The following is an 18,341-nucleotide window of genomic DNA, read 5'->3' on the forward strand; positions in this document are numbered from 1 at the left end:
TTTGCTCAATAAAAAAGCCTTTTCATCTATCGAAGATAGATAAAAAGGTTCCTTTACTATGTTTTTTCTATTTCAGTCACTATCTGTTCTACACAACGAGAATGGCTTCAGAACTTTGCACTAAAGACTATTATTCAACGCGAAGACCTCACAAAGTTGTTAAGGATGTAACGACCATTGAGAACTCGATGTGTTACCTGATAAATCTTCTATTTCCTTTATTTCTAAAGTGTGTCCTGCGGTATTTTTATTCAACTGAGCTATGATGGTGACATTATTTTTATCCACTATTACTTTAGAAGGCACCATACCATCAACAAGGAAATTTTCTTCAGTCGCAATTACATCTTCAGTGAATGTAAGTTCAACAGTTGCCATTTCTGTTGCGGCATCTTTTGTTGTTTTAAATTTCATTGGACCTGGCGGTTCCGTATCATTGAATAGGATTTCTATTTCACCATTTGGCACAGCTTTGCCTACAGCTGACTTTACGTTTTTAACACGTATGGTATAGTTTTGGTCTACTTTCAATTGCGGTACACGCACTTGTAGTGTTTTTCTATCTTTTGACAGCACATAACTCGACGTGTTCTCTACTGTGATATTGTCTATGGAAACAGAATGATTCACAGTCTCTTTATCCATCGGTGCACTAAAACTGACTTCAATCAATGTAGGATTCACTGCTCGAATTTTTTGTATCGCTGGATGTTGTGCACCTTCTAAAGTTTTATTCACCTCAAGCAACTTTTCTGTTGCTGCTACGCGTGTATCCTTAGACACTGTCTCTTCTTTTCCTTTATTGCGCAAAAGCTCTGCCTTTGCATCTGCTAGGCGAGACTGTGCGGATGCCAGATTGCCATTAGCTATATCTTTTTCCGCTTTCATTGAAAGATAATATGCTCTCGTTAATGGCTGCACTTCTTTTGGCAAGGAAAGATATTCATCAACCACTAACTCTTCAGCATTACTGCCATAAACGAGCTGTCGTATCTCTCGTTCAGCATGTGCCATTTCTTTTCCAAAATCCGCATAACCATCGCGAATTTTTTTCCTTGCTTTTTTTTCATAAACACTCGTCTCAATACGTAAAATCCCATTAAAGTTTGAACCTAGCGCATTCATATGTTTGCCGTATTTTAACGCTTTTATATAATTCTTAGCATGCAATAGATATAAATGTGCTTTCTTCAGATCTTTCACATACTTTTCTTTATTCTTGCTCTTGTCTTTTTCTACAAGTTTTTTGGTTGCCTTATAATAATTCATCCCTATCATAAACCTAATGTTAACATCTGATCCTGACACTACTCTTGGCGAATTGATATAAGTATCTTGTGCAACTTTTGCTTTTTTCACGGCTTTAGATACAGATGCCGAGATATTTGTTGCTGCTTTTGCCTCAAATGTTGGCACGGCGGTAAGTGCAGAGCCCAGAAGCGCAGAAGCAACAACCCACTGAATAACCTTACTCTTCATGTTAAAGTCTCCTCCCATTATACGAACTGATTTGATTCACAGATTATATTTCTACCATTTTATCATAGAAGGTATCTGTCCATAAATACTTATATTCTATAAAGTTCCAACCAACCCATTTTTTAAAAGTCACTTAACAAGATGCTTTGTAGAACAGATTGAATAGCATCTGCTTGGTACAGGAATAAATATTGTTCCCTGACACAGACCATCCTCATGGGCTCTTTATTAAATGTCCCTACCGTGCCGTACTCTACAACTACTTAATAGGAATAAGTTACCCACCAATCAACAAATAGAGAAGGGTCGTAAAGACGTTACGAATTACACTTAAATATTGTTCCCTTTTGCAGTAAACTTGCCAGACGGTTGTAAATCGCTCAGTAGTTATAAATCCTCGAAAAGGAGGAGTAAATTAAATCATCTTTAGGTATTTCAGGTCTCGGTATTTTAAACCAAACAAAAAACCCAGCCTATATCAGACTGGAATTTTATCTTCTATCTTCTCAGAAAACTGGCTAGAAGTCCTTATAACTCTATATCCTCTTGATTCTATTACTACTAGCAAATAAATTAAAAATAAAGCATAAACAAAGGCTCCTATTGTATTCAATACTTGATTATAAGTCTCCAGCTTTGCAAAATAACTAGAAATATCACTATCTAGTCATTTACTATAACTCACCATCCTACTTATCAAGAAATTTACGATAAATTTTTATGTTTTTTTCTTTGTTTTTAATTACTATTAAGGACGATATCCATTAATAATAATTTCATATAATCCTCCAATCAACATACCAAGTGTGCCTAGCAAAAAGAAAATAGAAACATATTTAATAATTTTCCAAAGAATAGATTTTTCTTGAGAACTAATATAGATACTGGATATCAAAAAAACTAAAGCAAATAATCCTTATAAAAAAAATTCTAAATCAAGCATTATTCAAGAATTCCCCCTCTTCCTATTCCCTAATTACTTATTTCTAGGATCTAACACTATATTTGATACTACATCTACTAAATCATTCTTTAATGAAATATACATTAAACCAAAAAAAGAGTTACTAATAACAATTCTCCATTTGCTATGGATCAGCAAATGGAGAATTAGCCATCTTTACAAAGCAGCTATTAACAACCGTATAAAATGACGGGATATGTTACAAACTTTTTAAATCACTCTGTTTTATTTTGACCCATCGATACTTCAAGGTCAAACTCTTCTAAGAATGATAGTACATTAAAAACTTCGTATACAACCAGATGGCAAGGTTGCAGCTATAAGAAATATAAAGCTCACTACTTGTAGTGAGCTTGTATTGTGATTTTTACATTATGACGCCTCGCTCAATTAGAAAAACAAATAAATCAAACTTTTCTGAATTGTTAAAGACTTACTAACGAATTTTGCTTGACGAGTCTCTATGAATTTATTTCTATCTTTTGTAATACATAATTGAACTATTATTTGCACTAGAGACAAGAATAATGAAATGCCAATACAATTGTATTTTTAGCATCTTCTTTTCCTTCTTTAACTTAAAAGACCTTAATCCCCTAAGAGATTAAGGTCTATATATATCTTTTAAAATAATAGAGTAAACCAAGTTAATTATAATTAATTAACATAAATATCATATTCCTTTTCATAGTTAACAATTTAGAATCCTTTTATTTTTTATATAACCATATTTTGGTAGTGTTCATTTGCAATTCTGATAGCATAACTTAGTCCAGCTCTGTATAAGAATTATCCCAATTGTCTTTCAAGAATCTATAAAAATATTGTAATATTGAAAGAATATCTTAATCAAGAATTGATGCGTCATACAAAATTTTAATTATCAACACAATTATGAGAAATATGGATCCCCAAAATAGAAAGTTAGTCCATAAATAAAAGTTAAATTTTGTCGAAAAAGGAGTTATCTTTCGAAACGGTTCCCATTCTGGGTCATAAAAAAATTGTTCCTTTGTTTTCTTACGGGTTGCAAACCAGATGGTGAAAATTGGTAATAAAAGAAAAAGTATACTCCATATAGGGTTATCATGCATAAATTACCACCACCATTTTTTTCGTGTTTTTACTTTCTTCTTTTTTCACTTATTATATACTTTGTTCATTATAGGTATTGCTTCATTCCAGATTATGTTCTTCTTGGTAATAAAGGCAGAAAAACTTGATTTTCAGTAAAATCGCCTCTTCATAGTCTCGGCTGTAAGTAATAATTCTTTGTCTCGTTGTGATAATAGTATCCAGCGAAACGAATTGGGTTTCTCGTAAATCAGGAATAATTAACGGGTCTGGATTAGCTTGGAAAATAGATTCCACGCTAATGTCACCTTTTTCAACATTAAAGAAATTATCTAGTTTAACCATTATAAATATATCATTCAGAATGTCTCACCATGGGTAGTAAAGACATTTACTTGAATTTCATTTTTCAATAGAATAAACTATCTACCGTTTAATCTTTATTAATTTGTATCCAATGTAAAGAATCAAGAACCAAATCGGTGCAACAAACAATGCAACCCGCATACCAGGAATGAACGCCATTAAGACAACGACCATTAATAAGAATGCTAGGGCAATATATGAAGAAATTGGATGCCAAGGCATTTTGAATTTCAGCGCTGCAACTTCTTCTTTTGATTTTGCTTTACGGAATTTAATTTGTGTACATAAAATTATTGTCCAGCTCGTCACAACGGCAACAGTTGCCACCGCTGAGATGTATGTGAATACTTGCTCTGGTACGACATAGTTTAAGACAACGGCTATTAACAACATCGCAGACGAGAATAAAATACCACGGACAGGTGTACCATTTTTGCTTACTCGCTTGAACACTTTTGATCCCTGATTTTGTAATGCTAAGTTGTATAACATGCGGCCTGAACCATATAGTCCACTGTTGAATGCTGATACCGCTGCTGTAATGACAACGAAGTTAATAATATGTGCTGCTGCGGGAATACCGATTGAATCGAATATTTGAACGAATGGGCTGCCACTTGAACCAACTTCATCCCAAGGATAAATGGCCATCATAACACCTAAAGCGCCAATGTAGAAAATTAAAATACGCCAAACGATATTGTTAATTGCCTTTGGCACTGATTTACTGGGATTTTTCGCTTCTCCAGCTGTGATACCAACTAGTTCTACGCCACCAAATGAGAACATTACTAAGACGAAACACATTAACAATCCTTCAAGACCATTTGGCATAAAACCGCCATGTTCCCAAAGATTACTTAAGCCCATTGGCTCGCCATTATTACCGACACCGAAAATAATAATACATAAACCTACAATAATCATTGCAACAATTGCTACAACTTTGATCATCGCGAACCAGAATTCGAATTCACCGTACATTTTTACATTCGCTAAGTTAACAAGTGTCATGACGACAAGAACGACAAGTGCTGTCACCCATTGTGGTATATCTGGGAACCAGTAGTTAATATATACGCCTACCACTGTTAATTCTGCCATCCCAACGACAATCCACATGAACCAATATGTCCATCCTGTTAAGAAGCCCGCGAATTTCCCTACATATTTATCGGCATACTTGCTGAATGAGCCAGAGACAGGTTCAGCAACAGCCATTTCGCCCAATGCACGCATGATCGTAAAGATGACTAATCCGCCAATTAAATACGCTAGCAATACAGCAGGACCTGCTAATTGAATCGTTGAACTTGAACCATAGAATAACCCGACGCCAATCGAACCACCGAGAGCAATTAATTGCATATGACGGTTACTTAAACCACGTTTCAACTGTGAATCTTGATAATTTTCTTTCATACTTCCTTACTCCTCACCCTGTGAAATTTTCAAAATGTTTTGTGCAAAAAGGATAAAAAAAAACGCCCTTTTGGATTAACCAAAAGGACGATTCAACTCGTGTTACCACCTTTAATTTGTAAGCAACTCACATTGCTTACCTTAGAAAGTACGGCCAGTCATTTACTGACGATACTCTTGCACATGATTACGGATGCTTACCGGTATAGCCTACTAAGAAAAATCTTTTCGGTACACAGCTCCAAGATGAATTCTCAATCTTTTTACATGCACCTCTCAACAACCGGTAACTTTCTGTTTGTAAAAATGAATTGATACTATTTCTTTTCATAGCCTTTGTTTTATACAAATGTTTTTGAATTGTTTTTAATTTTATACTTAATAAATTTTTTGTCAATATAATTAATAAACTTTTTTATAAACCGATTAAATTATTTCTGCAATTTTACTATATAAATACAATTCAAATTATAATACAATTTAACCCTATTGAAAATAATGAGAGGGGCTTACATGTTTAATGAAAAAAATACCGTCGTAATGGTTTCTGATGATCATACGGTCTTCCCAATATCCTTGATTTAATGCAGTGATTGGTTCGAACATCCACTCATTATATTTCTCTTTTTTCTGATACTTTAAATCAATGAATGAGTAGTCATAAGGTATCTCATTTAGGATAAATTCAAGACTATTCTTGCTATACTTTTTATCAAAATTCACTTGATTAGAGACTGTAGCATATCTTTCTGCTATTGTTCCATCATGCATATAAAAACCCATTATATAACTTTTCTTTTTATAATCGCTTGGTAGATTCTCATACATAGATTGTATTTTCCATTTCTGAAAGATATTCCTATCAATATCTTTTCCTGCAATTTCGATTTGACGGTTTCGGACATGATTGTTGTGTCCCCACACTATTATTTTTTTATCTGGGTAAACCTGAGTAGATAACCATAGCAAGTTTTCTTCCATCATTTTATCTCTAATTATACTACCGGTTTCCTCTGTTGTGGTTTCCTCTGTTTTTTTAACCTTATAATATTTTTCCAACATCACAAAGCGGTTTTCTAAAGTTTTTACTATTACTTTTTCAAGATTTTTTTCGTTCGGATATTCACGCCTTAATTCTTCTGAATGGGCATGTATGAATGCTATTAACTCTTGATAGGATTTCTTATAATTACTTAATATTTCCTTTGAGAGGCTCATTCCCTCTTCCATTGTATTATCATATGTTTCACGCCAGTTAAATTCTAGCTTTTTATATTGCTGCGCAAGATCATTATTATAGGTTTTAATCCAATTACTTAGAAATTGAATAAAATAACCTGAAACCCTCATATCAAATCCTCCAAAAGATAGGTCATTTGTGTTTCGTTGTTGTATTAAATAATCAATTAAGGGTTTTGTTTCTTGATTATTCCACGGAGAAAGAAATGCAGATAATATTTCATTTGAATTCATATACTGGTTGATTGAACTTTCTGCAGAAACAGCAGCTCCCTCACCAATATTTCCTTCGAATAGCACAACATCAAATCCTAATTCTTCGTGCAAGTATTTTATTAATCTTACTTTGGACTGGTTATATTCAGAGATGCCATGTGAACTTTCACCGAGAAAAACATACTGTTTGTCCTTTAATATTGGCGACAAAAATTTCAAGTCTGAATAATCATTGGATGTCAACGAGCTAATTTTATGACTATGGGTTATTAACCATGATTTTTCAGCATTTTTATGAGTATAAATGACAGATATTACTACGATAATAAGGAGAACTATAATCGTAAACGAGTATTTATAGGAGTTCTTAATGACTTTTCATCCCTCCAAATTTAGCATTCTTTGTAATTTATTCTCATATATAGGTTCGTTATGAAAGCGTCTATATCCTTCATGAGACTATATAAATAATCATCCGTCAATTTCAAAGACTAATTTCAAAGGGAGCAATGATATGAAAACAATTTCATTAATCCAATTCGCTCTTTTTTCAACGTTTTTTGGTGATATTTCACATAATGATTTGGATCAAATTACGAATAATAAACATACGATTTCTACTTATTACAAATGGGGACAAGTTGCTATTCAAAAAACAAAAGAGCAATATCCTCATGCTAAAATTATTGATTATTTTCATATTGGAAAAGTTTCCATAACAGATTACTCTATAGAAAAGTTTAGATTTTGGATAAAAGATAGTAATAAAGAATTTGGAGTGTATGTTGATCTTAAAATTGATAATACAACTGGAGAATTAATCGGAATTAAGTTTAAAGAAACCAATAAGTGATACTAAAAAAACCGAACTGACCCAAGGCACTTTATCAGCACCGTGAATAGTTCGGATATTTTTATGGATGAATAAGTACTTATCAGTTTTGTATTTGATTGCAGTAAAATATAGGTGGTCAATATTGTAAAGAAAGGTTTTCTTTCATTTTCATTGCATGTTTCCCTTTCTTCTAAACGTTCCTCCCTTTTTTACTATTATAAAAACTACAGGAACTAATATAGGTATCATTGAAATAATAGCCAGAGACACCGCTAAATGGTTTTCAACCCACTTAAGATTGCCCAAAACATAGCCTAAAGTAACCCAAAAGAACGTCCATAGAACTGCGCCTATACTATTGAATTTTAAAAAAGTATAAAATGGATAATTTGTATACGCACTTACAAAAGGAATGGTTGTTCGCATAAACGGAATAAACCGAGAAAAGATTATAGAAATATTTCTGTAACGTTGGATAAATGCTTCTGCTGATTGAACTTGGTTCTCCTTTAAGAAATTCAGCCTCGGTTTTTTTTGCTGCCATTTTCTTATTAAAGTACCTATATAATAGTTCTGACTATCTCCGCTTATTGTTGCAAATATAAAGAGAGCTAATAATATCCATAGATTCAATTTCCCTACTGCAGCTAGTGCAGCGCTTGCAAATACTATAGAGTCCCCCGGCAAAAATGTTAAAACAATAAACGCGGTTTTTAAATAAACAACTAGAAATAAGAAAATGTAAATTTGCACACCATATATATCTGTTAAATTATCTAAGTTTTTATCTAAATTAGAAATAATATGCCCTATGTTCATTATTCCTTCTCACATCCTTGTTATTTAAAGTATAGTATATGATAAAGAAACTTATTAAATCCTTAAGTTTACTCCTTTACACCTCTTAATAAAATAAGTCAATTTAGATACATATTTAATTGCGTATAGACTTTATTATCTGATAATATAAATTAGAATATTAAACATCTATAGTAGTCCACCCTGTTTTAAATTGAGTGGATTTTATTTTAACTATAATCCTAGTAAACCTCTAAGTCTTATTTATTTTAATTGTGGGGTGTATATATGAAAGAGATATTTATAAGAACTGATCTACAGCGTAGCTGGCTGCACAAACTTGAAACATTACGAGCCGAGCTTTCCGCAGATTCTTTAGAAATTGATAAAAATGCTCTTTTTCCAATAAGAAACCTTGAAACTCTCAGAAAAGCGGGTTATCCCAAAATTACTTTACCTAAAGAATATGGCGGAGAAGGTTTTTCTGTGTATGACATGATTCTTCTTCAAGAAACGTTAGCAAGCTATGACGCAAATACTTCGTTAGCAATTGGCTGGACACTAGGCATTATCGGCGAGCTTTATGAACATAAGCTATGGGATCCAGCACTATTAGAATCATTTTCAAAAGAAGTACAGAAAAATATCTTTATTAATCGGGCCGTAAGTGAAGCTCATACCGGTAGCCCAACGCGGGGCGGCCGTCCTGCTACACATGCTGTACGTGCAAAGAATGGTTGGACTATAAACGGCCGTAAAATTTTCACAACTGCTTCACCAATTTTAGACTATTTCCTAGTAAGCGCTTGGATTAAGGAACAACAAGTAATCGGCTTTTTCCTCATCGATAAGGATGTTCCCGGGTTATCAATCGAAGAAACTTGGGATGTAATGTCCATGCGAGGTACGGGCAGCCATGATTTAGTGCTTGAAAATGTCCAGGTGGAAGCTTCAGCACTTGTTGAATATCCGCAAAGTCCCTTTGGAGGCACGCATATCAATGGCTGGATTTTGCAAATCCCTGCCACATATCTTGGGATTGCCCAGGCTGCACGTGACTATGTAATAAACTTTGCCAATCATCATCAACCTAATAGCTTGAATGCGCCGATTGCTACTCTTCCTAACGTACAGCAGCATATAGGAAATATTGAATTAAAGCTGGATCAAGCACGCTTTACTTTATATGGGGCTGCCGAGGCATACGATGATTTAGAAAGGCGTCCATATTTAACAAATGAACTGGCTGTGGCGAAACACACTGTTACTAACGCAGCAATTGAAATTGTAGATATTGCTATGCGAATTGCAGGCGCAAAAAGTCTTCAAAATTCAAATCCTTTACAACGCTATTATCGAGATGTCCGAGCTGGTCTTCATAATCCACCAATGGATGACATGACTATTACGAAGCTGGCACAAACCGCGATTGACCAGGGTAAACAATCAAAATCATAATCATAAATTCAATATAAACAAAAATAAAAAAGCCTATAAAATCTTAGTAAAAGAATTTACAGGCTTTTTATCAACTTTTATCTTGTTCATCTATTGTTTCACCAGGAAATATTGTTAATTCATTTATAAAGATCTCTTTGGCCAAATAAAATATGAAATCGATATTACAAAGTCAATACCTATTATCAAAGTCCATAATTGTAGGATTTCATAAAAAGGCGCATTTTGCACGTGATTATTCGTTATTAAAATCATACCAAATAATAATAATGCACCTATTATATAAGCAAAAACATGTTGTCCAAATGATTTCATACCATGACGAGCAAATTCCATCCCATATCTTTTAACAGGTTTAGAGCCATCTTTCATAATATAATACCGAAATTTCTCATCAAGCCAAGCAATCATGCTTTTACCAAATGCGATAGAACTGCCAATATAAACAGCGGCGATAGCATGTGCAGCTGTAGGCTTAGCACCAAAGTAAATATCCAATCCTGCTACAACCAGCAATATTAAATCGATTAAAGGGACAGACGTAAAAAACAATAGGCTTAACTTTTTTCGCTTAAATACATACCTTAAAGTCAGTCCGACTAATATAACCACCCAAAATGCGATTTCACAAGCAACGATCAACCAGGCGATCAAGTTCAATTCTTCACCTCCACTTTTTCTCTTGTACATCGTTCAATGTTACAAGTTACGTTCTCTTATAAATTTTCTTTGAAAAATAGTTCTGTTTACTTCATTATTATTACTGTATTTTTCAAATAGCAATTTTACAATCGTTTTTTAAAAGAATTTAAAATAATTTGTTACTGTCATTTTTTTTATTTTTATATAGACTAGCGAGGTTTATAAAATTACTCTTATATAAATAAACTAGATAAGGTTGATTGAAATTAAGCAAATAATTGTAAGGATTTTTTTAATCTAAAATGGTGCCTGCCCATTTTCATGAAAAATGGGATCAGACACCATTAAATAATGTTCTAAACTATTATTTCTCTTAGTCTTACGCAGCTACATCTCGTTTTGTAAATACACCAAATGCAAGAAGCATAAAGACAATGAAGTAAATTAATAACATTGTAATAGAGAATCCTAGCGTCATACCATCAACCATTGGGATTCCATCGAAGTATTGAGATAGATCTGTATTGGCAAATAAGATATATTTAGCCCAATTGTATTGAGAAGCAATGATTGCTGTAACTGAACTTCCCATAAATAAAAGGAAGATGGATAAGCCTGTTGCTAGAGAGCTATTTCTAAATACAGCAGAAATCATAAATGCCATAGTAGTAATCATGATAACATCGATTGAAGCTAACAAATATCTCTTAATTAAATACAGCAGCATATTTTGTTCAACAACTGTACCGTTGGCATATGCAAGGTGCGCATTATTTCCATCACCTGTACCAAATAATGCAAATCCTAAAATGGCAGCGGTGATAAATAAAATAGCTAATAAAAATACATCAAATAAAATAACAGTTAAATATTTCGAAAATAGAATTTTCGTTCGTTTGATTGGACGTATAAGCAATAGCTTGATCGTTCCCCATCCAAACTCGCTTGCCACAATTCCTGCTGCGACAATGATCGTAAACAATCCAGCAAAGGAAATGAACGACGCACTGTCATAAATAAATGACCACCCTGTTTCCTCTTGCTCAGGAGGTAAATTATGATCTAAACGATATTGATTAATAGCTATATCTCTTTCTAGGCTTTGTTTATAGGTGTTTGCTGATTTCGGAAGCTCTTTTATTTCTTTCTTATACTCTTTTGTTTCCTGTTGTAATTCCTGCTTCCACTGCGGATTTGTACTCTGGCCTGAATCTCCGTAAACTTTTGTCAGGATGCCAGTCCCTAGCACTGCAAGGACTAGTAGCCCGATCATCACGTAAGTTCCAGGTCGTTTAAATATCTTTATCCATTCATTCTTAATAAGATTAAGCATGCTTCTCCCCCCCTGTTGTAACTTCTATAAATCGATCTTCTAATGATTTAGCTATTGGTTTTACTTCATATATTGCAATACCTGCTTCAATGAATTTTTGAATCATTTTCGGTACATCTTCTTTTTCAAGCTCGATCTCATATCCTTTGTCTACTCTTTCATATGGAATGTTTTCTAGTATACCGTCATTTTCCAAATTGACCTCGAAGAAGTATTTTTGCTTTGTGTCATTTACATAATCGTGAACTTTTTGAATGTCTACGAGCTTTCCATTTTGTATAATCGCTATACGATCACACATCATTTCCATTTCAGATAATAGATGGCTAGAAACAATTACCGACATTCCTTTTTCTTTCGTCAGCTTTTTCAAATGATCTCGAATTTCTCTTATCCCTGCTGGGTCAAGACCATTTGTAGGTTCGTCTAAAATCATTACTTTTGGATCGTGAAGTAAACTTTGGGCCAGGCCTAATCGTTGTCTCATTCCAAGTGAATACGTTTTAACTTTATCGTGAATACGTTCTTTTAAACCAACAAATTCGACTACTTCGTCGATCTTTTGCTTAGATATACCTTTTATCATACGAGCATATTGCATAAGATTTTGATAACCAGTTAAAAATTTATACATCTCTGGATTCTCTACGATGCCTCCAATATTCATCAGAGCCGCTTCGAATTCTTTTTCTACATTTTTTCCGCAAATTAAGATTTCGCCTGATGTGATTCCCATCAATCCAACCATCATACGAATAGTTGTTGTTTTTCCCGCTCCATTAGGACCAAGAAAACCAAATACTTCTCCCTCTTCAATACTGAAGCTCAAATCATCAATAATTTTCTTCCCTTTGATTACTTTAGTTACATGGTTCAATTGCACAACCGGACTAGCCATTCATCTTCGCCTCCATATTCTTTGCAGTATCCTTAAACCAATCTAATACCGATAGTCCTTCTTCTTCTCTTAACTCCTCTACATTTTTCTGACCAATTATTTTCCCGTGGAAAATGACAATCGCTTCATCAAGTAGAGGTTCGATTTCGTCGATTTCATGTGTCGCAATAATCACTGTTTGTAAATCAAAATTAATATAGGACAATAAGCTCTTCACGATGGAATCGCGAACCATTGGATCAAGACCTGAAAATGGCTCATCTAAAAGAAGTACAGGTGCATTTCTTGAGAGCGCCAAAACAAGTTTTAACCGGCCCCTAGTTCCCTTTGATAATTGTTTTATCTTTTTTTCTCGTTCTAGCTTCATTTCTTTCAATAGTTCTTCTGCTTTTACAGGATCAAAATCAGTAAATTGAGTAGTATAAAAATCTATCATATTCGCTACTGTAAAGCCTGGATAAAACATATCAAGTTCTGTTAAATAAGCCACATTTTTAGAAATTTTTCTTGATACTTCTTCATTTCCAACTTCCACTTTGCCGCTATTTGGATAAACAAGACCAGCAATCATTTTTAGAGTAGTGGACTTCCCACTGCCATTAGGTCCCAGTAGCCCATAAATTTTGCCTGTTTCGAATGTAAGAGAAACATTCTTTAAAGAAAATTCTTTTCCATACTTTTTCGAAACATTGCTTAGTTTAACGGCCATCCTGCTCCCCCCTTAAATATTGCTTTAACCCTTCCGTTATATCTTCTTCCGAGAGCCCAAGTCCTCTCATACTTTGGACAAAACGATCAATAATTTCTCTTTGTAACTGAGTTTTTAATGAATCCACAATCTCTTCATTTTGTATGACAAATGTTCCTTGGCCACGCTTCGTTTCCACAATTCCCATCCTTTCCATCTCACTATACGTTCTTTGGACTGTGTTAGGATTAACACCTGATACGATCGCCATTTCTCGTACAGACGGAAGTTTCTCGCCTGGTTTGATCTCTCTTCTTACGATTTGGGATGACAAATGATCGGCTATTTGGATATAGATGGGCTTTGATGCTTGAAATTCTTTTGTCATCTTCTACACCTCAACTTTCCGGTCGAGAAGCAGGCAGGATATTACAAATAATCCAACAGAAATAGCCACATACAAAACAAGAGTTAAAACCGGTAAATTCATTGTATTTAATCCAAGCGTATAACCCGCATGACTGTATTTAAAACTCGCACCCATTATAACGGGGATCTTCCATTTAGTTAATATGACTTGTAAAACATCGATACTTTCTAAAAAAGAAGAAATTAGGCTCAGCAGTATGAATAAAACAAACACGAAGAGCCAGCGCCAATTTTTCATTTTCGGATATTTACCTAATGAGTGATAAACCGTCCAATAAAACAAACACCAGAGAGAAAAATACAAGCTTATCAATACTAAACCGGCATTTAGTGTGGTCAATTCGATAAATAAATCTGCTTTATCCAAAATAAATAAATCTTTGAAGAACAGATAGATCACTAACCCAACGCAAGTTATAAATAATTGAGCAATCAGCTGATATGCAATGGAAATAACTATCTTTGACAGAATCAATAATTTGCTGTTTTGAGGGTTATAAAGCCATAATTGGGTTTTCCCTTCTAAACGAAGCATAGATAGTAGCATCCCCGGCAAGAAAAATACATGAAAACCAAGTAGCATGATGACGGCTATTGGAAGAAAAGATAATGGCTGGTGAAAATAAACTTCTAGTGCGAATGGTAAAATCAAAAACAACGCAAGAAATCCAATCCATAAAAAGAACCAATTTTTTGAAATATGAAAGTCCTTTTTCAATAGCCCTTGAAAAGCTAACATGTAATACACATCCTTCTGTCACTCTGTCTTAGTGTCCTAATTAAATAGTACACTAAGACAGAAATAAAAATCAACAGAAATTTGAAGAAAAATTATATTACTGGAAAATAAAGTATTAATCTATAGCAAGCTACAATTCATTTCTGATTCTCTTTAATAAATTTAGTGCATCTTGAGTTGATTGAATTAAAGCTGGTTTACCCTTCTTGACTCTTAACTTCATAGCTTCTATAAAACAGGCTTCTGCTTCATCTAATCTCGTTAATTCTAAGAGACATTTCCTTTGTGCTGCAAAACAAAGTCCAGATATTCATCGGTTTTATTTTCTTTGCTTAATTTCATCGCAAAATTAAAATGCTCTATAGCTATTCCATGTTCATTATCATACTTATACGCCTCGCCAAGTCGAATGGAAGTAATAATTTCTTTTGTTGTGCTTTTTTCTTTCTGAGCATACAAAAGACAGTATTTTAAACAAGCAATGGCCTTCTTTTGCTTTCCATTAATTCTATATAAATTGCCTAATGCTCCATTTAAAATATATAATTCCTCCTCTTTCAAATCCTGTTTCAATAAGTATTGAGCTTGAATAATCAATTCTTTTACTTTGGAACGGTTAGTGGGTTTTTCTCTTAAATAATCTGTTGAATCAAAATATGTTAAATTAATTATCTCATTCATTTCTTCCCTAAAATTTAGTATCGTCAAGTTGAAATCCCCCTTGGAAACTCGTTCAGTCTATATATTAATACAATATCTCCCAATTAAAAACCTTGTTTTTTCAGAAAATAAAATAATTTCTCCACTAGTATGTTTTACAAAGTAGTTAACATATGATACAGTACTATTATGTTATACAAAGTAGTGAGGCGAGCAAATGAAAGAAACCCAATTGTTAAAGGGCGTATTGGAGGGCTGTGTTTTAGCCATCATTAAGCGACAACAAGTTTATGGCTATGAGCTAGTACAAATTATGAGGGATTATGGATTTAATACAATTGTAGGCGGGACCATCTATCCTTTACTGCAGAAATTAGAAAAACAAGGGCTTATTAAGAGCAAGGAGTTAACTTCACCAGATGGGCCTAATAGGAAATACTTTTTTATCACAGCTTATGGTGAAGAGCAATTAATGAATTTTGAAGAACAATGGAATTCATTAATAATAAAGGTTAACCGAATAGTAGAAAATGAGGAGAGTGAATAAAGTGGCAAATTCTTCAGCCGAACAATTGGTTGAACAAAATAATCATCTTAGAGAACTGTTGTCCAAAGAAAATAAGGCGTACTATGAAGATATTTTAATATATATGCGTACTCTTGGTCTTTTCTATAATGAATTGGAAACAGAAAAGCAATTAATGATGATATTACAAGATATATTAGAAGCACAGAAACATGGTGAATCTGCAGAAAGCTTTTTTGGAAAACATCCTAAAGAATTGGTAGACCAAATAACAAAACAGTATGATAGACCCTCTTGGAAATCCATCTTTAAAATGAGTGGCTGGCTATTCTTAATTAGTTCTTTGTTTGTATTCATAGGAAGTTTTACAGCTCCCCTTTTACAAATAAACATCTTTGTTCTTTTAATGAACGGGGTGTTTTCAATTGCTTTGATCTATGGTGTGTTTAAATTAATACATGTGAGTATTTATATGAAGGCAAAATTACCGAAGTTTATACAATTTTTCATATTATGGTTGATATCTATGCTATCATTCGGCGTCTTTTTCCTCATTCAGTTTTATGCACCTAAGCAAGGTATCGTGAAAGTTGGTCCTCCAATAGATTGGATTCTGATCATTGGTGTCGTTTTGACTGCTGTCTTGTATATCTCTACCAAAAAAAAACGAGAATTCTATGGCGCCCTTGCTTTTATCTTAACCTTAGGAATCTTTGGTCTATTATTAAGAATTCCTCAAACAAGAGAGTATCTGCAAAATGATCAAAATCAGATTTATATGATGCTTGGCGTTATTCTCCCATTTGCTTTATTTATATTGATTAATTTGTTTACACTCTGGAAAATGAAGGATGATCAAAAGGCTTAATTTTTTTAAAATTTGGTTGAAAGGCAGAAAATCTTTTGAAATCTTTTTATATTCTTTGTAGAATAAGAAGAGTAAGATTTAACGAGGAAACGAGGTTGTCTCATGTCATTACAACATCCAGATAAAAAAACTTATTCACCTGAAGAACTACTAAAGGAAATACAGCGATTAGCAGAACTCTTACAAAAAGAGGATTTAACAGAAGAAGAGTATCTCAAAGAAAAAGAGAAACTCATGGAAAAATTAAATAAATAATTAAACAGGCAATTCTTAAGTTCTTCGGACTTAAGGATTGCCTGTTTTCTTTTCTACTACAATACTTTTTCTAAGAAATCCTTTGCACGCTGTGTGGAAGGATTGTTAAAGAAGTCTGTTGGTGCAGCATCTTCAATGAGTTGGCCACCGTCCAAGAAGAATATCCTGTCTGCCACTTCACGAGCAAATCCCATTTCATGCGTGACGATCAACATGGTCATCCCTGTTTTAGTCAACGATTTCATTACATCTAGCACTTCTTTGACCATCTCTGGATCTAGCGCTGATGTAGGTTCATCAAATAACATAAGATCAGGTTCCATCGCCAATGCTCTTGCTATGGCTACACGCTGCTTTTGGCCGCCAGATAACCGATTTGGGTATTCATCTTTTTTCTCCAAAAGACCTACTTGCTTTAACAGCTCTTCTCCCCTTTTTTCAGCATTCTCCTTTGAAATTTTCAATACTTTCATGGGAGCATACGTCAAATTCTCCATTACCGTCTTATGTGGAAACAGGTGAAAATGCTGGAATACCATGCCTACTTTTTCACGGATTTTCATTAAGTCTGTTTTTTTCTCAGTGATCAACTGATCGTTAATTTGGATATCACCGCTGGTTGGTGTTTCTAGCATGTTGATACAGCGTAAAAATGTTGATTTACCAGAGCCGGATGGGCCGATTATCGCAATTATTTCTCCATCTTGAACAGTTGTTGAGATTCCTTTTAGCACTTCATTATTGCCAAATGTTTTGTGCAAGTCTTGTACTTTAATCACCTATTCTCATCCTTTTCTCAACCAATTTTCCTGCATATGATAGTATCAGAACAATAATGTAATAGATTAAACCTGCTACTAGCAATGGCTCGATGTAGTGGAATGTAGCTCCACCCACAATATAAGCCCGTCTCATAATATCGAGTGCTCCAATTACTGTAACGATTGCGGATTCTTTTGTTAACGAGATGAACTCGTTCATTAAAGCAGGAATAATATTTTTTAATGCTTGTGGCAAGATAATGTCTTTCATCATGCTCGTATAGGATACACCAAGCGCTTGGGCAGCTTCACTCTGCCCTTTATCTACGGCCATAATACCGCCACGAATAATTTCTGAAATATAAGCAGCTGAATTAAGTGAGAAAGCTAATATTGCTGCTGGCATAGGGCTTATGTCAATGCTTGGGAACATTTGCGGAATTCCCATATAAATAATGATTAATTGCAAAACAAGCGGTGTACCGCGGAATACAGATGTATAAAAATCTGCAAGCCATTGTAACGGTTTTATTCCACTTAACTTAATGAGTGATAATAATACACCCAAAATAAAGCCAAAAACACATGCGAACGCGGCTATCTCAAGCGTCACGCCAATCCCTTTTAATATATAAGGGATGGAGTCTGCAATGGCTGAAAAATCTAGATTCATCTAAACTACCTACTTCCC

At 34.0% G+C, this 18,341-nt stretch carries 19 protein-coding genes and 1 other annotated feature; of the genes, 5 read left to right on the plus strand and 14 right to left on the minus strand.

Annotated elements, in window-relative coordinates; translation table 11 throughout:
• Positions 1–159 precede the first annotated feature (159 nt).
• The 4 genes from RCJ93_RS03615 to RCJ93_RS03630 form a co-directional block, all read right to left on the minus strand.
• Complete coding sequence (locus RCJ93_RS03615; protein ID WP_446738423.1) at positions 160–1,479, minus strand: hypothetical protein; 1,320 nt, start codon at positions 1,477–1,479, stop codon at positions 160–162.
• A gap of 2,140 nt (positions 1,480–3,619) precedes the next feature.
• The gene (locus RCJ93_RS03620; RefSeq protein ID WP_446738424.1) at positions 3,620–3,862 is read right to left on the minus strand and encodes a hypothetical protein; all 243 of its coding nucleotides are present in this window, start codon (positions 3,860–3,862) and stop codon (positions 3,620–3,622) included.
• An 81-nt stretch (positions 3,863–3,943) separates the two neighbouring features.
• Positions 3,944–5,305: an amino acid permease gene (locus tag RCJ93_RS03625; RefSeq protein WP_446738425.1), complete on the minus strand. Its 1,362-nt coding sequence runs from the start codon at positions 5,303–5,305 to the stop codon at positions 3,944–3,946.
• Between the two features lie 80 nt (positions 5,306–5,385).
• Positions 5,386–5,645 (minus strand) — a binding site (T-box leader).
• A 146-nt stretch (positions 5,646–5,791) separates the two neighbouring features.
• Positions 5,792–7,003, minus strand: a complete 1,212-nt coding sequence (locus RCJ93_RS03630; RefSeq protein WP_446738426.1) for an erythromycin esterase family protein — start codon at positions 7,001–7,003, stop codon at positions 5,792–5,794.
• 271 nt (positions 7,004–7,274) lie between these two features.
• Between RCJ93_RS03630 and RCJ93_RS03635 the strand changes: the two genes are divergently transcribed.
• Positions 7,275–7,613: a DUF3889 domain-containing protein gene (locus RCJ93_RS03635; protein ID WP_446738427.1), complete on the plus strand. Its 339-nt coding sequence runs from the start codon at positions 7,275–7,277 to the stop codon at positions 7,611–7,613.
• A 150-nt stretch (positions 7,614–7,763) separates the two neighbouring features.
• On the opposite strand, the gene RCJ93_RS03640 is transcribed toward RCJ93_RS03635, so the two are convergent.
• Positions 7,764–8,414: a DedA family protein gene (locus tag RCJ93_RS03640; RefSeq protein ID WP_446738428.1), complete on the minus strand. Its 651-nt coding sequence runs from the start codon at positions 8,412–8,414 to the stop codon at positions 7,764–7,766.
• Positions 8,415–8,681: 267 nt separating this feature from the next.
• Here RCJ93_RS03640 and RCJ93_RS03645 point away from each other — a divergent pair, with 267 nt between their 5' ends.
• The gene (locus RCJ93_RS03645; RefSeq protein ID WP_446738429.1) at positions 8,682–9,851 is read left to right on the plus strand and encodes an acyl-CoA dehydrogenase family protein; all 1,170 of its coding nucleotides are present in this window, start codon (positions 8,682–8,684) and stop codon (positions 9,849–9,851) included.
• Between the two features lie 123 nt (positions 9,852–9,974).
• Here RCJ93_RS03645 and RCJ93_RS03650 read toward each other — a convergent pair whose 3' ends face one another.
• The 7 genes from RCJ93_RS03650 to RCJ93_RS03680 all read right to left on the minus strand — a co-directional run bounded on the left by RCJ93_RS03650 (position 9,975) and on the right by RCJ93_RS03680 (position 15,288).
• Positions 9,975–10,511 carry a hypothetical protein gene (locus RCJ93_RS03650; RefSeq protein ID WP_147193473.1) on the minus strand — a complete coding sequence of 179 codons (537 nt, stop codon included), beginning with the start codon at positions 10,509–10,511 and terminating at the stop codon, positions 9,975–9,977.
• 361 nt (positions 10,512–10,872) lie between these two features.
• Positions 10,873–11,826 carry an ABC transporter permease gene (locus tag RCJ93_RS03655; RefSeq protein WP_446738430.1) on the minus strand — a complete coding sequence of 318 codons (954 nt, stop codon included), beginning with the start codon at positions 11,824–11,826 and terminating at the stop codon, positions 10,873–10,875.
• Positions 11,819–12,724, minus strand: coding sequence for an ABC transporter ATP-binding protein (locus RCJ93_RS03660; protein WP_150284398.1), 906 nt, complete (start codon positions 12,722–12,724; stop codon positions 11,819–11,821). The genes RCJ93_RS03655 and RCJ93_RS03660 overlap by 8 nt, the downstream gene beginning before the upstream one ends.
• Positions 12,717–13,433: an ABC transporter ATP-binding protein gene (locus RCJ93_RS03665; RefSeq protein ID WP_150284397.1), complete on the minus strand. Its 717-nt coding sequence runs from the start codon at positions 13,431–13,433 to the stop codon at positions 12,717–12,719. Before RCJ93_RS03665 ends, RCJ93_RS03660 begins: the two co-directional genes overlap by 8 nt.
• Entirely contained in the window at positions 13,423–13,800 is a 378-nt protein-coding gene (locus tag RCJ93_RS03670) for a GntR family transcriptional regulator (RefSeq protein WP_446738431.1), read from the minus strand. The genes RCJ93_RS03665 and RCJ93_RS03670 overlap by 11 nt, the downstream gene beginning before the upstream one ends.
• Before the next feature lie 3 nt (positions 13,801–13,803).
• Positions 13,804–14,580: a hypothetical protein gene (locus tag RCJ93_RS03675; RefSeq protein ID WP_446738432.1), complete on the minus strand. Its 777-nt coding sequence runs from the start codon at positions 14,578–14,580 to the stop codon at positions 13,804–13,806.
• Positions 14,581–14,847: 267 nt separating this feature from the next.
• Positions 14,848–15,288, minus strand: a complete 441-nt coding sequence (locus tag RCJ93_RS03680) for a hypothetical protein (protein ID WP_446738433.1) — start codon at positions 15,286–15,288, stop codon at positions 14,848–14,850.
• Between the two features lie 169 nt (positions 15,289–15,457).
• Between RCJ93_RS03680 and RCJ93_RS03685 the strand changes: the two genes are divergently transcribed.
• The 3 genes from RCJ93_RS03685 to RCJ93_RS03695 all read left to right on the plus strand — a co-directional run bounded on the left by RCJ93_RS03685 (position 15,458) and on the right by RCJ93_RS03695 (position 16,889).
• The gene (locus tag RCJ93_RS03685) at positions 15,458–15,787 is read left to right on the plus strand and encodes a PadR family transcriptional regulator (RefSeq protein ID WP_446738434.1); all 330 of its coding nucleotides are present in this window, start codon (positions 15,458–15,460) and stop codon (positions 15,785–15,787) included.
• Between the two features lies 1 nt (position 15,788).
• A complete protein-coding gene (locus RCJ93_RS03690) occupies positions 15,789–16,634 on the plus strand; it encodes a DUF1129 domain-containing protein (protein ID WP_150284393.1) in 846 nt (281 codons plus the stop codon).
• Between the two features lie 102 nt (positions 16,635–16,736).
• Positions 16,737–16,889, plus strand: coding sequence for a hypothetical protein (locus RCJ93_RS03695; protein WP_184117487.1), 153 nt, complete (start codon positions 16,737–16,739; stop codon positions 16,887–16,889).
• 56 nt (positions 16,890–16,945) lie between these two features.
• On the opposite strand, the gene RCJ93_RS03700 is transcribed toward RCJ93_RS03695, so the two are convergent.
• Complete coding sequence (locus tag RCJ93_RS03700; protein WP_066787084.1) at positions 16,946–17,668, minus strand: amino acid ABC transporter ATP-binding protein; 723 nt, start codon at positions 17,666–17,668, stop codon at positions 16,946–16,948.
• Positions 17,661–18,323 carry an amino acid ABC transporter permease gene (locus tag RCJ93_RS03705; protein ID WP_066787081.1) on the minus strand — a complete coding sequence of 221 codons (663 nt, stop codon included), beginning with the start codon at positions 18,321–18,323 and terminating at the stop codon, positions 17,661–17,663. Before RCJ93_RS03705 ends, RCJ93_RS03700 begins: the two co-directional genes overlap by 8 nt.
• Positions 18,324–18,341 lie beyond the last annotated feature (18 nt).

The organism is Rummeliibacillus sp. BSL5 (genome assembly GCF_052928305.1).